General features: G+C 39.2%; 8 protein-coding genes. 2 read left to right on the forward strand and 6 right to left on the reverse strand.

The genetic code is table 11. The features are described 5' to 3' along the window. Nucleotides 1–24: 24 nt before the first annotated feature. Nucleotides 25–2,865, forward strand: coding sequence for a TonB-dependent receptor plug domain-containing protein (locus CXF64_RS10905; protein ID WP_101217008.1), 2,841 nt, complete (start codon nucleotides 25–27; stop codon nucleotides 2,863–2,865). 548 nt (nucleotides 2,866–3,413) lie between these two features. After that, nucleotides 3,414–6,254, forward strand: a complete 2,841-nt coding sequence (locus CXF64_RS10910; RefSeq protein WP_101217009.1) for a TonB-dependent receptor domain-containing protein — start codon at nucleotides 3,414–3,416, stop codon at nucleotides 6,252–6,254. 60 nt (nucleotides 6,255–6,314) lie between these two features. Here the strand turns inward: CXF64_RS10910 and CXF64_RS10915 are convergent, their stop codons facing one another. The 6 genes from CXF64_RS10915 to CXF64_RS10940 all read right to left on the reverse strand — a co-directional run bounded on the left by CXF64_RS10915 (nucleotide 6,315) and on the right by CXF64_RS10940 (nucleotide 14,233). Then, nucleotides 6,315–8,093, reverse strand: coding sequence for a sugar phosphorylase (locus CXF64_RS10915; protein ID WP_101217010.1), 1,779 nt, complete (start codon nucleotides 8,091–8,093; stop codon nucleotides 6,315–6,317). 55 nt (nucleotides 8,094–8,148) lie between these two features. Continuing rightward, nucleotides 8,149–9,369 (reverse strand): glycosyl transferase, encoded by a 1,221-nt coding sequence (locus CXF64_RS10920; protein WP_002958673.1) that lies wholly within the window; start codon nucleotides 9,367–9,369, stop codon nucleotides 8,149–8,151. Beyond that, entirely contained in the window at nucleotides 9,362–11,107 is a 1,746-nt protein-coding gene (locus CXF64_RS10925) for an HAD-IIB family hydrolase (protein WP_101217011.1), read from the reverse strand. The genes CXF64_RS10920 and CXF64_RS10925 overlap by 8 nt, the downstream gene beginning before the upstream one ends. A gap of 145 nt (nucleotides 11,108–11,252) precedes the next feature. Beyond that, nucleotides 11,253–12,491, reverse strand: a complete 1,239-nt coding sequence (locus CXF64_RS10930; RefSeq protein WP_007580880.1) for a uracil-xanthine permease family protein — start codon at nucleotides 12,489–12,491, stop codon at nucleotides 11,253–11,255. A gap of 9 nt (nucleotides 12,492–12,500) precedes the next feature. Beyond that, entirely contained in the window at nucleotides 12,501–13,130 is a 630-nt protein-coding gene (gene upp, locus CXF64_RS10935; protein WP_101217012.1) for a uracil phosphoribosyltransferase, read from the reverse strand. 146 nt (nucleotides 13,131–13,276) lie between these two features. Beyond that, entirely contained in the window at nucleotides 13,277–14,233 is a 957-nt protein-coding gene (locus tag CXF64_RS10940; RefSeq protein ID WP_101217066.1) for a phosphotransferase, read from the reverse strand. Between the last annotated feature and the right edge of the window lie 467 nt (nucleotides 14,234–14,700).

Below are 14,700 nucleotides of genomic sequence, written 5' to 3' on the forward strand. Positions count from 1 at the left end.
CAAATAATTCATCTAGGGGATAACATGAAATCTTATAACCAACTCTCACGCAGCATAAAAACAGCTCTTTGTTTAAGTGCAATTGGTTTGTCACATACTGCTATTGCAGCAGATGCTAAGGATACAAAAATAGAACGAGTTGAAGTAACTGGTTCAAAAATTAGTCGAGTAGGTGCAATTGCACCGGCACCAGTAACTGTAATTACTGGCGAACAACTTCTTAATACCGGTGCAGTAAATATCGGTGAAGCGTTAAATAAACTACCTGCACTAGGTAATACATATTCTTTAGCAAACTCAGGCCGCTTTATTGGTACTGCAGGCCTAAATATTCTTGATTTACGTAACATGGGTACTGACCGTACGCTTGTACTTGTTAATGGTAAACGCCACGTTTCGAGCTCAGCTGGTTCACAATCTGTTGATACTAATACCATACCGAGCGTATGGGTTGAACGTGTAGAAATTGTAACTGGCGGTGCTTCTGCTGTTTATGGTGCTGATGCTGTAACAGGTGTTGTTAACTTTATCTTAAAAGATAACATAGAAGGTTTAGACTTTACTGTAACTAAAGGCGTTTCTGATCTAAGTGACTACAACAATGAAAAGGCAACCTTTTCATATGGTAAGAACTTTGATGATGGCCGTGGTAATGCTGCATTTGCAGTTGAATACTCAGCTCAAGACTCTTTAAATGCATTAGATCACCCTTGGACTGACGGTTCATACTCAAGCCTACGTAACCAAGCTCAAAACGATTCAAATAAAGACGATCCAAATTTCCCAGATAAAATTTATACATCAAATGCTGGTTACTATGCGATTAATAACGCAGGTGTATTTAACCTAGGTAGTGGTTATGTAAATACATTTAATGCTGATGGCTCTCAACGTGATATTTATACCGGTGATAATGTTGACGGTCTTCTATGTGCAAATTGTGATTCGTTTAACCTAGCGCAGTTTGATGAAATACAACCAAAATTTGAGCGTTACAACGTAAACTTTAAAGTTAACTATGATGTAACTGAAGATATTAATGCATATTTTGAAGCTAAATATGTGAACAGCGAAGGCGAAAGCATTGGGCAACCTGCGTTTTTCTTTGGCGACCCTCGTAATACAATACAAATAGACAACGCATTCTTGGATTCTAGCGTTAAGACGCTTATGGAAGAAGCTGGTGTTGAATCAATAAATGTACTTCGTATGATGACTGATTTAGGTCGCCGCATTGAAAACAATACACGCGAAACAACTCGATTTGTAGCAGGCCTTAAAGGTACGGTATTTAATGATTGGGATTTAGATGCATCTATTGTACGTGGTAAAACAGAATTAGAGCGCGTTAATGGCGCTAATATGATTCTCGAAAACTACTCTAACGCACTTGATGCCGTAGATGATGGCAATGGTAACATTGTGTGTAGAAGTGAAGCAGCACAAGCAGAGGGCTGTGTTCCTGTAAATATCATGGGCTTTGGTGCGCCAAGTGATGCTGCAATTGACTACATTAATACAGTTTCTACAGGTACATCAGAAATCACTCAAACTGTAGTATCTGCTTCTTTAGCCAATGGTGCATTATTTGAATTACCTGCAGGTTATGTAGGTATGGCTTTTGGTGTTGAGTACCGTAAAGAAGAAAGTGAAACGAAAGAACCAAACAATGCTGAAGGTACTTTCTTTAATGCACTTGGCGAAGACAAAGGCGACTTTGATGTAAGTGAAATTTTTACAGAAGTATCAATTCCACTACTTTCTGATATGCCATTTGTTCAAGACTTAGTCTTAGATGCTGCTGTACGTTATGCTGATTACAGCACAATTGGCGATGCAACTAGCTGGAAATTAGGACTTGATTGGACTCTAAACGATGAACTTCGTTTTCGTTTAACTCAATCAGAAGCGCTAAGAGCGCCAAATATTGGTGAAATTTTTGGTGCACCGAGCCAAACTTTTTACAATGTTGACGATCCTTGTCAAGCTGACAACTTAAATGATTTACAAAACAGTAGTACACGCCGTGCCAACTGTGCTGCATTAGGTGTTCCAGAAGGTTTTGATTCTGACTATGACTCACAAACACTTGAAGGTTTACAAAGTGGTAACCGTGATGTAAAAGGTGAAGAGTCTACAAGTACTACTATTGGTTTAGTGTACCAACCAGAGTTTATTGAAAACGCAACACTAACTATCGATTACTGGAAGATTGAGCTTGAAGATGCAATCTCGACTATCAGTGCACAAGATATCCTAGATCGTTGTGTTGATAGCGGCTCAGGTATTTCGAATCAATATTGTAGCCTTATTACACGTGATGCAAACAGTGAGATTTCGCTAATTCAAAACTCAGTACTTAATGTATCAGGTCAAGAAGCATCTGGTGTTGACTTTGAGTTAGGTTACGACTTTGATGCGCTTGAAGGTAGCTTTAAAACGCGCTTTATTGGTACATATTTGATTGAGCGTAAAGAGTTTCCATTCCAAGATGAACCTAGCGACTACATTGAATATGCAGGCGTTACAGGTGAAGCGCAATGGCAAGCTAACTTAAATATCGAATACAGCTACGAGAACTTATACACATCTTTAAGCACTCGTTATATCGAAGAAGTAAGCTTATACACAGACCAAGATTTAAGCGATAACCCTAACCCAAATAGTTTAACTACTTTTGGTACATACATAATTACTGATATGACAGTTGGTTATAACTTTGACAATGGTGTTGGCTTAAAAGTGGGCGTTGATAACCTATTCAATCGTGAACTACCTTATGGCACACGTGGTGATGGAAGCGGAAGCGCTAGCTACGACAATATTGGACGTTTTGGCTACATTACTTTTTCATATAGCATGTAAGTTTAATTGTTAATATAAAGGCCCTTAATTGGGCCTTTTTACTTTTTAAAGATGAAATTTACTCATTTTAGATTTATGAGTAACAAAAGATACGTATTTAAAATCACTTTATAAAAACAAAAAAATCACACAAATAAAACATTAAAGTTCAATAAGTGTTCTTTAAAAGATTTTTAACTAAATAACCCTTCCCTAAAAAGTAATGATAACCCCCCTACAAAGTTCATTATTAACACGCCAATGAAAACAAAAAACATTAAATGATAATGAGAAGTATATATAAAAAACAACAACCCTTCTTAATTACAAATTTGTAGCAAATAATTAAAAAAATATTAGTGTTAAAAATGCAACAAAATGTACTTTATAAAAATTGATACAGGATTAACTTATTAAAATCCATCTAGATACCTCCCTTCTATTACTAGTTTTACCGTGCAATAATCGCCGCCCTCATAAAAAAGTTATAGGGCTTTATCCAAATACAAACTGCATTTGGATAAAACTACATTGTATTTAATTACTATAAAATGTTCTCTGGGAATCAAATGAAACGTCATAATTTACTTTCTACTAGCATTAAATGTGCATTAATTACTGCTGCTGCAACAGCAAGTAATTCTGTGCTTGCACAAGATGAGCAAACAACAAAAATTGAACGTGTTGAAGTAACGGGTTCACGTATTTTACGTGAAGGTGCTATTGCGCCTGCACCGGTTACAGTCATCAGTGGCGAGCAGCTAATGAACACTGGCGCAGTAAACATTGGTGAAGCGCTAAATAACTTACCTGCACTTGGCAATACATATTCTATGGCTAACTCAGGCCGTTTTATTGGTACTGCGGGTTTAAATATTCTTGATTTACGTAACATGGGTACAGATCGTACTTTGGTACTTGTAAATGGCAAGCGTCATGTATCAAGCTCTGCAGGTTCTCAATCTGTAGATACCAACACTATTCCAAGTGTATGGGTTGAACGTGTAGAGATAATTACCGGTGGTGCATCTGCTGTATACGGTGCTGATGCGGTAACAGGTGTTGTTAACTTTATATTAAAAGACAACATTGAAGGTATGGACTTTAGCGTTACACGTGGTTTTGCCGATTTAAGCAGCTACAACAACGAAAAAGCGACGTTCTCATACGGCTCTAACTTTGATAACGATCGTGGTAATGCAGCTTTTGCTATTGAATACTCAGGCCAGGATTCATTAAACGCGCTTGATCACCCTTGGACTAGCACTTCGTTTAGTAGTTTACGTAATCAAGCCCAAACAGAAGTAAACAAAGATAGCGCAGCTTTCCCTGATAAAATCTTAACACCTAATGCTGGTTATTACGCTATTAATAACGCCGGTGTTTATGCACTTGAAGATGGATATACTAATAGCTTTAACGCCGACAGCAGCGCTCGCGACTTATACATAGGTGATAATGTAGATGGCTTGTCGTGTGCAAACTGTGATTCGTTTAATCTTGGTCAATTTGAAGAGATTCAACCTGAGTTTGAGCGCTACAACGTAAACTTTAAAGTTAACTACGATGTTACCGACGACTTAAACATTTACTTTGATGCAAAATACGTAAACAGCCAAGGCGAAAGCATAGGTCAACCTGCGTTTTTCTTCTTTGACGATGAAAACAGCATCAAAATCGACAACCCTTACCTAGACCCAGCCATTAAAGCACGTATGGAAGAGGAAGGTGTTGATTCGATCATGGTTAACCGCATGATGACCGACCTTGGCCGCCGCATTGAAAACAATACGCGTGAAACAACGCGCTTTGTTACCGGCTTAAAAGGTACTGTATTTGAAGATTGGGAATTAGATACATCAGTTGTTTATGGCCAAACTGATCTAGAGCGTGAAAACGGCGCTAACATGATTGTAGCCAACTACTTTAATGCACTTGATGCAGTTGAAGATACAAATGGTAACGTAGTATGTCGTAGTGCTGCAGCCCAAGCTGATGGCTGTGTTCCTGTAAATATTATGGGGTTTGGTTCGCCATCTCAACAAGCCATTGATTACATTAATACGGTATCTGTTGGCACATCAACTATTAAGCAAACAGTTATTTCTGGCTCACTTGCTAATGGCGCTATTTTTGAATTACCAGCGGGCTATGTAGGTGTTGCATTTGGTGCTGAGTACCGTAAAGAAGAAAGCGAAACAAAAGAGCCAGATAACGCTGAAGGTACTTTCTTTAACGCACTGGGCGAAGATAAGGGCTCGTTTAATGTTCGCGAAGTATTCTTTGAAGCGACGATGCCAATTTTAACTGATTTACCGCTTATTCAAGATTTAGTGTTTGATACTGCAGTACGTCATGCTGACTACAGTACGATTGGCGAAGCAACTAGCTGGAAACTTGGCCTTGATTGGACTGTAAATGATGAGCTACGTGTACGTGTAACTCAATCTGCAGCACTTCGTGCCCCAAACATTAGTGAAGTATTTGGTGCAGCAAGCCAAACTTTCTACAATGTAGACGACCCGTGTCGCGCTGAAAACTTAGGTGACTTATCAAACGGTGCAACACGTACTGCAAACTGTGCCGCATTAGGCGTAGCGAGTGACTTTAACTCAGATTACGATTCAGCGTCATTAGATGGTTTAAGCAGTGGTAACCGCGATGTAAAAGGCGAAGAGTCAACAAGTACAACTGTAGGCATTGTTTACCAACCAGAGTTTTTAGAAAACGCGCTACTTACTATTGATTACTGGGAAATTGAACTTGAAGATGCAATTGACACAATTAACGCTCAAGACATTCTTGATCGCTGTGTAGATAGCGCAACAGGTATAAACAATCAGTACTGTGACTTAATTACACGTAATGCTAATGGTGAAATTACTTTAATTCAAAACTCTGTATTAAATGTTGCTGGCCAAAAAGCATCAGGGATAGATTTTGAACTAGGTTACGATTTTGACGCGTTTGAAGGTAGCTTTAAAACACGCTTAATTGGTACTTACTTAATTGAACGTAAAGATTACCCGTTCCAAGACGATCCTAGTAACTACATTGAATACGCAGGTACTACAGGTGAAGCTAAGTGGCAAACTAACTTATCTGTAAGTTATGTTATGGACAACTTTTTCTCAACAGTTGAAACACGCTTTTTAAGTGAAGTCGATTTATACACAAATGTTGAACTTGAAAACAACCCAAATCCAAGTAATCAAATGTCTTACGGTAAATACTTTATTACCGATATGACTGTTGGTTATAACTTCGATAGCGGTTTAGGCGTTAAAGTAGGTGTTGATAACGTATTTAACCGTAAACTTCCGTACGGTTCACGTGGTACAAGCGCGGGTAGCGCAAGTTACGATAACATTGGCCGCTTTGGCTACATTAACTTAAGCTACAGCTTATAATTAATAAAATAACTTATTAGTTAAAACAAAGGCTCGCAGTGCGAGCCTTTTTAATAGGTCTTATTTAATATTACTCAGCCACACGCTTTGGTATGGTTCTAGCTCTATCGTTAATTGGCTTTCTTCAATCGTTTTATCTGCCACCAAATCAAACCACTTTTGGGTGTTAATTAAGTTTAAGTCGGCCAATGTGAGCGTTTGTGGTTTATCGCTAATGTTATAAACACAAAATATACTTTGGCGCCTGTCAATGCTTTGTCTCCAAAAACCAAACAATCCACCTGCTAAATGCAGCGTAAACTGTGTAGCATTGGGGTGAAAGGCACTCTGCTTTTTACGTACTGCCAATAAACTTTTTATGCCGTTAAACACTTTATGATGATGACTATACTTTTCACCAATTGCCGCCAGTAGCTTTGACTCTTGCCAACGATGGCGATTTATAGCGCGGTTATGCTGTGAATTTTCAAATCGGTCGTAATCGTTAGTTGTACCCAACAAACTATGAATATAAAGCCCTGGGATACCTTCAAGCGCAAACATAATTGCGTGAGCACACATAAATCGCTCAAGGCCAAACTTATCGGGGCCATTGTGCGTACCTTGCATTGCATCAAATAAAGCAATATTTAGCTCGTACGGTGTATGTGTGCCATCGTTACTGGTACGCATAGATACACGACCACCAAACTGCATGGTTGTACTTACTAGTGAGGCCACTTCGCTGGGTTGTAGTAAACCTTCAATTGGTCTGAGCCCTATTCCATCGTGCGAGGCTATAAAGTTAAAGTATGCCGTCCCATTTTGCGCAGGCGGCATGCTCATCATCCAATGCTTTATTGCAGTACTATCACCACTAAGTAATGTATGAAGCAACAATGGCGGCAATGCAAAGTTATAAATACTGTGCGCTTCGTTAGCGTTACCAAAGTACGATAGGTTTTCTTGGTTTGGAATATTGGTTTCGGTAATTATAACTACGCTGGGCTCTGCGTGCTCAATAAGTGTTCGCATTAGCCTTACTGCTTCATGTGTTTGCGGCAAGTTAATGCAACTTGTATTAAGCTGTTTCCACAAAAATGCAACCGCATCAAGCCTAAACAAACGCACGCCATTGTCTAAATAATGCCTAATTATTCCCACAAACTCTTTAAGTACATCAGGATTGCCAAAGTCAAAATCAACCTGATCGTGACTAAACGTACACCACACATGTTTTTCGCCGCTTGGCGTAGTTACAGTATTTAATAACGATGAGGTTCGCGGGCGTACAACTTGGCTTAAATCATCCGTTAAGCTCGCCGTTTTGAAGTAGTCTTTACCCGGGTGTAAATCATTTAAAAAGTTCTCAAACCATACACTTCTGCTTGAGCAATGGTTAATAACTAAATCTGCCATTAGCTTTACGTCTTCAGCGATATTTTGAATATCTCCCCAATCACCTAACGACTCATTCACTTGCACGTAGTTCATTACGGCAAAGCCTTCATCTGAGCTGTACGGGTAAAATGGCAATATATGCAGCGCATTTAACTGCATATCACATTGCTCTTTTATAAACCTGTGTAGTGTTTTAAGCGGTGCCTCCATTGGGCTCGATACGGCAAATTCACTATCATCGTGTTTAATAATAGAATCGCCATAAGCAATCAATACTATATCTTGTTCATCCCATCTGTTTGTATGGGGGGTCGGGTCGCGCAGTGCATTGCTACCTAATATAATTTTAATGAGTTGCTGAGCTAGCTCAGTAACCGATAAAGGCAGCTCAACCCCCTCATAAATAATATGAAGATGTTGCTCTACTCGTTGTAAAAATAATTCGCTAACTGTGCTCACATGCGCCCCTAATATTTATTGTTTAGACTTATAGGCTAGTTAACCTGCACGCAGGTTAACTATATTCTTCGTTATCTAGCTCTACGGCTTCTTTTAAGCGCTCAAGTACGTCTGGCATTGCTGATACAACACGGTTCCAACTTGGCACAAATGGCGCTTCCATTGGGTTTTCTAAAAAGTGTTGCCCTGCTTCCATAATATTTTGTGCAAACATTTCTACTGCTTTTTCTTCTTGGTGTACATCAAGCGTTAACCCGTTCATAAGCGCATCGTTGTGATAGGTTTCAATAAAATCTAGCCCGATACGGTAGTAAGTCGCTTTTAATGAACGAATTGTTTCGCTGGTAAAAGTAACACCTTGTGTTGCCAGCTTTCTAAACAATGCCTTAGTAATATCAATCGACATTTTAGACAAGCCTGCGCTTTGGTCATCAAGTGAAAGTTCTTGGTGCTTATGATCGTAATTATCTGCAATATCTACTTGGCATAAGCGGTTATGGGAGTAATTACGATACATTTCACTCAGTACGCCTATTTCAAGGCCCCAGTCACTTGGAATGCGAATATCGTTTAAAACATCGCGTCTAAACGAAAACTCACCTGCAAGTGGGTACCTAAAAGAGTCCATATATTCAAGGTAGTCGGTATTGCCTAAAATTGTTTTAAAGGAGCGAAGCAAAGGCGTTACTAATAAGCGCGATACACGGCCATTAATTTTGCCATTCGCAGTACGCGGGTAAAACCCTTTACAAAATTCATAGTTAAAACGCGGGTGCGCAACGGGGTAAATTAAGCGAGCAAGTAAGCTTCTGTCGTAGGTTAAAATATCACAATCATGCAGCGCGATAGATTCCACTTCCGCTGTTGCTAATTTATAGCCCATGCAGTACCACACGTTACGGCCTTTACCCAGCTCACGTGGTGCAACGCCTAGCTCTTGTAATTCTTTATCAAGTGCTTGTAAGCGTGGGCCGTCGTTCCATAATACTTTATGGTTTTGGTTTAGCTCTTTAAAAAAGCCAAGTGCATGGCGGTACTGTGCTTCGTCGGCTCTATCTAAGCCTATAGTAATTTGTGACAAATACGGTACTTCGCGTAATTCGCTAACTATATTTTGCAGTGCAGGGCCTTCGAGTTCACTAAATAACGAAGGAAGTATTAATCCCATTGGGCGCTGCTTGCTAAAAGTAAGTAGCTCTTTTTCTAGATCTTCTATTGGTCTGTCGGCAATATTATGTAATGTTGTAATAATGCCATTTTGATAAAAATCAGCCATGAGATGTTTGCTCCTCAGAAATACTTAAAATACTGCTAATGCACGGCAACGATGTTATTTCTTCAATCCAGCCCAGCGGTGCTGGCGATTGAGAGTATCGTGCTTTATTGTGCGACAATTTAACCGGCTTTTTACTCGCCGGATTGGCGATAATAATGGCGATATTTGCATGCTCTAACATTTGCTTATCGTTATCGCTATCACCCAATGCAATGACCGTGAGAGGCTTTCTGAAATGATGGGTAAACTGTTTAACTAACCACTGCTGTGCAGCGCTTTTATCGGTATTTTTGGCAATATGAATGAAGCGCCCACCAATTTTTATATCGTAGCCGAGTGCTTCAACATCGTTTACAAAGGCTGTGAGTAATTCGTCGTTGCCATACCAATAAAGAGGGTCTGAATAATCGCGGGTTTGTGCGCGTCTTGCTTGCGCATCATCGAGGCCTGTAAGTTCTGATATTTGCTCACTCGATAAGTCACTAAACAATTTGTAATGCGCTTTGTAATCCGCTTTTAAAGTATTTAGATCATCTAATAAACTCGATAGCGGCTTTGCCATTGCGTAGCACCAGTAAGCGCCTATTTTTTTGCAACCAATAGGCTTAAGTTCAAAATAATCTTCTGGAATAAATACCGCTGCACCGTTTTCAACAATAAAAGGCTGCTGAATGTTTAAATCGTTTTTAAGCTCTATAACTTCGCAAAAAGTTTTACTGGTATTAAACACCACAGGAATATGTGCATTTTGCAGCTGCTGTAATAACTCACTGATATTATTGGTATTGTAATCGGCGTGATCGAGTAATGTACCGTCCAAATCTGTAAAAATAATGGGTTGAAGTGTGTCATCACTCGTTAGGTGCATACCGCTAATATCGCGGTTGCTATCAAGTTCAATTAAAGCGTTTGCTTTAACGCTCAGTGTGTTTAAGTTCTCACGCGTAATACGCTCAAAATGAGAAATAAAATACACCAATTGCTCGTTAGTCATGGTGCCTGAGCCTTCACCTTTTTTGGCTATTAACTTTTGTTCTTGCTCTTGTCGCCATGTAAAAACATCACTAAAACTCGGTGCTTTTAGCATAACGGTATAATCAATTAGGTTAAAAACGGCTTTATATTCGTTTGCCAAACAGCTGTTTACACAGCGGCGCCAAACGCCTTCTTTATCAAATTGTTGCTCTAACTCGTTAAGCGGCTCACTCAATGAAAACAACGGTTGTGGCTCACTGCCTACACACCACCCTTCTAAAATAACAATATCAACTGGCTTTTCGTTTGTTAGCCAATCACTTGCTGGCACGCAGTCGTCTTCGTGTTTATTAAAACGTGGAAGCGGTACGTTTACCTCTCCTGCCAGTAAGTTAGTTATTGTGCTATTCATTAACGCTACATCGTGAGTACCCGGTACTCCGCGAGTAGTAAAAAGAGGATGTACGTCTTTGGCAAGTTCACTACGTGCTTGTTTTGCTAAATAAAAGTCATCAATAGACAATGCAACACTGTTAAGTGGTGTGTTTTTAGAAAACCAGGTAACTAAAAAATCAGCGAGTGTTGTTTTTCCTGAGCCTTGGCATCCATTTATGGCAACAAAAATAGGAGTATTTGTTTTTTTAGATTCGAGGATGTCATGCGCGAGTGGAACAAAATATTGCTCACTCAAATATTGATACTTTAAAGGCAGTTGGTGTTTTGCTAAAAACGGGGTTATATCCACAATATTGGCCTCTGACATAGTAACTCCTTTGCATACAATGCGTTCTGGAAGTTAAATGCAGATACTAGACCATTATTATTTTTGCATATTTATTAACAAGTTAAAAAAATAGCGCATTAAAAATGCGCTATTATGGTGCAATCTATTTAGCTAATGTGCAAAATTAAACTTTTTCAGGTTCTGCTTTTGGTAATACTAAGTTAAGTACTATTCCTAAAATAGCGCAGAGGCTTACGCCCTCTAAACTAAATTGGCTACCACCAATATGCATACCACCAATACCGCACACCAAAATAAGCGCAACAATACTTAAGTTACGCGGCGCGGTTAAATCATCGCCCGACTTAACCAGTGTATTTAAACCCACTACAGCAATAGAGCCAAAGAGTAGGATCATAATTCCGCCCATTACAGGTACAGGAATAGTTTGCAAACCAGATCCCATTTTAGCTACAAACGCTAAAATAATGGCAATAACAGCTGTCCACATCATTACTTTAGGATTGAAGTTTTTGGTAAGCATAACTGCCCCCGTTACTTCTGAGTAAGTAGTGTTAGGCGGGCCACCAAATAATGATGCCGCAGAAGTCGCAAGGCCATCACCAAACAAAGTACGATGAAGCCCAGGCTTTTTCAAAAAGTCTTTATTGGTTACTTGGCTAATAGCCATCATATCGCCAATATGCTCAATTGCAGGTGCTATTGCTACAGGTACCATAAACAAGATAGCCTGCCATTTAAACTCAGGCCAAGTAAAGTTTGGTACAGCAAACCACTGTGCGTTAGTCACTGCGTCAAATTGCACAACGCCCATACCAAGTGATAAACAATAACCCGCTACAACCCCTGCTAATATAGGTATAAGCTTAAATACGCCTTTTCCCCATACTGCAAAAATAAGCGTAACCACTAACGAGAACAACGAAATATAAATAGCGCTGGTGTAATCAATAATTTGAATACTGCCGTCGCCACTTTTACCCATCGCCATATTTACAGCAACAGGTGCAAGCGCTAAACCAATAACCATAATTACAGGGCCTACAACCACAGGCGGTAAAATTTTATGAAGCGTTGCAACGCCTTTAAATTTTACTAATAAACTTAAAAGCATATAAGCAAAACCCGCCACCATTAAGCCGCCCATAGTGGCCGGCACGCCCCACATTTGCACAGCGGCAATAATAGGTGCAATAAAAGCAAACGATGAAGCTAAAAATATAGGCACTTGGCCTTTAGTCACTACCTGAAACAGCAAGGTACCAATGCCTGCGGTAAAAAGCGCAACATTAGGATCCAAGCCCGTTAAAAGCGGCACTAATACCAGCGCACCAAATGCTACAAACAGCATTTGCGCGCCCGTTAAAATAGTTTTTATTGAAAAGGTGTCATTATTTTGCACTTAAGACTCCTAAACAGTACCGAATATTTTGTCGCCCGCATCGCCTAAACCAGGGATAATATAGCCCTTTTCGTTTAAGTGGCTATCTACTGAGGCTGTAAATATTTCTACATCTGGATGTGCTGAAAGTGTTCTTTCAACACCTTCTGGTGCTGCAACTAGTACAATTACTTTGATTTCTTTACAGCCTGCTTTTTTAAGCATATCGATTGTGGCAATCATTGAGCCACCCGTTGCAAGCATAGGGTCAATAACTAAGCTTAGGCGCTCATCAATATTACCTACTAGCTTTTCAAAATATGGTACTGGCTCTAGTGTTTCTTCGTTACGTTCAAGACCAACAACACTCACTTTAGCGGCTGGTAATAACTGCATAACACCATCCATCATGCCAAGACCAGCACGCAAAATAGGCACTACGGTAATTTTTTTACCTTTAATATGCTCTACTTTTAATTTATTACCATCCCAGCCTGTAATTTCGTTATCTTCTAACTGTAGGTTTTTAGTTGCTTCGTAAGTTAATAAGGTTCCAACTTCAGAACATAATTCACGAAAGCTTTTAGTACTAATACCATGCGCTCGCATTAGGCCTAGTTTATGTTGAACAAGAGGGTGAGAAATAACGTGAATTGCCATGATATAAACCTACTGATACAAGAATTTGCAGTATTTTATATTAAAAAAGGTCATTTGACCTGTAGTTTTAAAGAGATTTTCATACATCGTGCCAAAATGTATTGTTTTGCTTGGTATTTATGCAAGCCATCAACCCGTTGTGTTTATTAAATGTTACTCGCTAACCAGCTGTTTACTTGCTGTTGCATATAACTATTTATTTTTTGGTGCTCGGGGCTCCAGCCAGCTAAAAATCGATAAAAGTCAGCCCATGCAGCAGGCCATAAAGCGAGCCAATTGTCAGCTATTTTACCTGCTGGTGCTGTAGGATGATAAGTAGTAATAGCAGTCTTTAAATTGTCAAAATAATACGCAAGGTACTCATCAGCGCACTCGTGTAATTGTGCATCACTTAAGCAACTGGTCATAAAATACATTACATCAATTATCCCGCAACCTGCACCTATATACTGAAAATCATAACCGAGTATTTCATCGCGCTCATTTGCTGCAAAGTTAGCAAGTTTTGCATCGCCATGAATCAGCGTTTTATAGGCACAACGTTGTAGCTGCTCATCTATTTTATGTGCAGCATTTTTAATATCGGACTTTTTATCAAGGTTATCTTTTAGTTTATTAAACTCATCTGGGCGTGTGCTTAAATGCCAGTAGTTGCCTTGCTGCCATAACCCTTCAGCGGGTTTACTTAAGTTAAACGCATGAAAGTGTGCAAGCCACCTTAATATAGCTTTAACATGTTGTGGCCCTGCTTGAGTAAACCCATGTTTGGTGAAATCCTTAAACACCAGCGCATATTCATCATCTTTATTAATTGCACTTATACATTCAATACTGTGCGCATGTACTGGTAAATGCTGGCTATAAAGCTTATAAAATGTGTATTCAACACTATAGGAGTGCTGCTTTCTTTTAAGCGCAAATTCGCTTTGTTTAATTTTAGGATGGTGTATATAACTGGGTATTTTAATCACTTTAATAACGCAGGCTTTATCATCAAGCTGGCACTGCACAATACTGCCACAGCCACTCCAAAGGGATGTAAGCGTATCGCCAATTTCAATGTGCTTAAAGTGAGGTTGTAATAAAGGAATGTAAAATGCCATAGCTATATTAAGTAAGTAAGTTTTTTGTAGTTTAACATTAGTGGGCATTTTTAATAAAACTAAGGCATAAAAAAGCCCCACTTGGTTTTATACAAGTTTGTATGTAAATAGTGGCCAAAATCACTATGCCACTACACACTAAGAGGCAAATGATAGTTGGCTATAATAGAGAGCGAAGCGAACAAAGCCAACTGTTATTTGTCCTGCTTGAGTGGCTTGTTATGTGTAATCTACTTCGCTTACGCCAATATAAAATAAAATAAGGAAACACTGCAACAGGCCCTGCCATAATTAATGACCAACCCCATAATACTGCTTTTGAACTTGTTTTTATTTCTAAAGAAGTCAGAAAGCATCCAAGCCCAAAAGATAAAAAAGGAAGGAAGGCATACTGAGATTAAAATTATTTCCAATATATTGAGTTCAATTGATGAAGCTTGCTCTCCGTAAATTATATTCTGTAGAAA

Origin of the sequence: Pseudoalteromonas sp. GutCa3, assembly GCF_002836155.1 — a bacterium.
In the GTDB taxonomy this organism is placed as follows: Bacteria; Pseudomonadota; Gammaproteobacteria; order Enterobacterales; family Alteromonadaceae; genus Pseudoalteromonas; species Pseudoalteromonas arctica.